General features: G+C 41.0%; 3 protein-coding genes. All 3 read right to left on the bottom strand.

Annotated features, from left to right (window positions below):
* The coding region (locus BR62_RS0112090) for a T7SS effector LXG polymorphic toxin (RefSeq protein ID WP_197055954.1) at positions 1-538 on the bottom strand (538 nt) is incomplete at its 3' end.
* A 109-nt stretch (positions 539-647) separates the two neighbouring features.
* Positions 648-947, bottom strand: a complete 300-nt coding sequence (locus BR62_RS0112085) for a contact-dependent growth inhibition system immunity protein (protein ID WP_025284386.1) — start codon at positions 945-947, stop codon at positions 648-650.
* A 5-nt stretch (positions 948-952) separates the two neighbouring features.
* A partial coding sequence (locus BR62_RS19715) for an RNase A-like domain-containing protein (protein WP_032870998.1) occupies positions 953-1780 on the bottom strand: 828 nt, incomplete at its 5' end.

Below are 1780 nucleotides of genomic sequence, written 5' to 3'. Positions count from 1 at the left end.
GTTCGTTCGCTTCGGTTTCTGTGTATTCCTTCGTTAGATCGTGATCAAGCTTCCCGAGCTTATGTATGGTTTCGCTTCTTTTTTTGTCAGCTGAAGAAAGCTTCTGATCTGTGCTTTCGGTTGAAAACAGATCAAGCGAGATGATGTCTTCGATCTCTCTGAGGATGGACCCCATGTCCTTTTTTTGCCCTTCCATAATTGCCTTTGATTTACTGAGGGCGTGGGTGAGCTCATGCTCCAGAAATGATTCCTCCACATGCGAATTGGAAAGTCCGGCGTCTTCGACCTTACCGGGAAGGCTTGTGAGAAATGCGATTTTCATATCGATCAGATCAAGCCAGCTGTCTGTGACGCCGGCGTGGTCTTGGAAAAAGGCTTTGATATTGTCAGCGCCCCGGCCTGAAAAGTCGCTGTCACCGAGGTCAGCCATACCTTGAAACGATTTTTTTAGATTGACCATCTGACCGCGCAGTTTTTTATATTCACCCGCGCGCTGTTTGGCGGCGGCCAGCAGGGTGGTTGCTTCGAAAACTTTCATGACCATATCCTTTCCCCTTTCATTCGGGGTTATTTTTTCAGTTTATAGAGGGAAAGATTAAGAAACTTATCAGGGACTGTGTAAACATAGGAATAGGGTTTCCCTGAATCTATAAAGACTCAATATTTTTTTCGATTTTTTGAATGACTTGTCTGAGCCATAGTATTGGGGATAGTTCGTAACTATTGATATCTACACCATCAGCAGATTCTTCTATAAAAACGTTTTTTTGTTCTTCTGAGTAATCGCTATTTATAAACGCTTTGAGTGCTTCTACATCGTTTTCTTGTTCTTTTTTAGGTATCTCTGCTAAGTATTCTTCAAGAGCTGACTCAGGAGTGTCTATATCTTGATGGAAAATACCTCCTAAAAATTGAAATACAGGTTCAGAAATATTTGTTTCAATCATTGATCTCACCTCGTGGGATAGCCTGTTAATATAAAGCTACCATCATTATTCTTTTTCAATATAATTTTAGCGTTAGTTAAGTCAGAAATTTCAGTTGTGCCTTTGGTAATTCCTCTGCCTAACACTTCTGATCCTTTATAGGAGAGTACCAAAGGTTTTTTTACATCATTATTTAACCATTTTTCTATTTTATCTTTATTATCTGATAAGGTAATATTAGCAATCTTTTCTGCAGTTGCTCTATCCTTAAAAGAGGATGATCCGGATATTTTCTTGTTACTCATTTTGCTTTTTTCAAGCCTTTCCATGAGTTCTTGGTCGCTCTTACCAACATGTCTTTCTATAAGATGTCCGCCTTTTGCTTCGTGAGCAGCTAAGCCACCGCCTGGTGCGAGAGGACTGCTGTCTCCTTGTTTAACACTATGTATGCCGTTATTGTCAGAAGACACAGATTTACTGAGCACATTCTCTTTCTGATCTTCAATAATACTTTTCAACAAAGGCGTATTCTTCACATTGTGAGTGTTTTCAATATCCTGTGCTATTCCGGCAAGCGCGGGTTCGTACTTATTTCTCGAAAAGGAATTGATATAGTCTTTCCCTTTTTTGATCCCGGTTTTTACATGTTTTGCAGCCGCTTTTTCTCCAGCTTCCAAGACGTTATCCACTTTGGCGGCACCTGTTTTCGCGAGCTTGCTTGATACTTTTACGGCTGAGCCGGAACCTTTGAGCCCGACGATGCTCCCGATGGCGTAGGTGATGTAATGTGATCTTGAATACGCATCCCCGTTAACCATTTTATCATTCCATGAATCCGCCAGGTTTGTCCATAT

The organism is Bacillus sp. UNC69MF (genome assembly GCF_000746035.1).
Taxonomy (GTDB): Bacteria; Bacillota; Bacilli; order Bacillales; family Bacillaceae; genus Bacillus; species Bacillus velezensis.
This window is presented reverse-complemented; position numbering and strand designations above follow the sequence as displayed.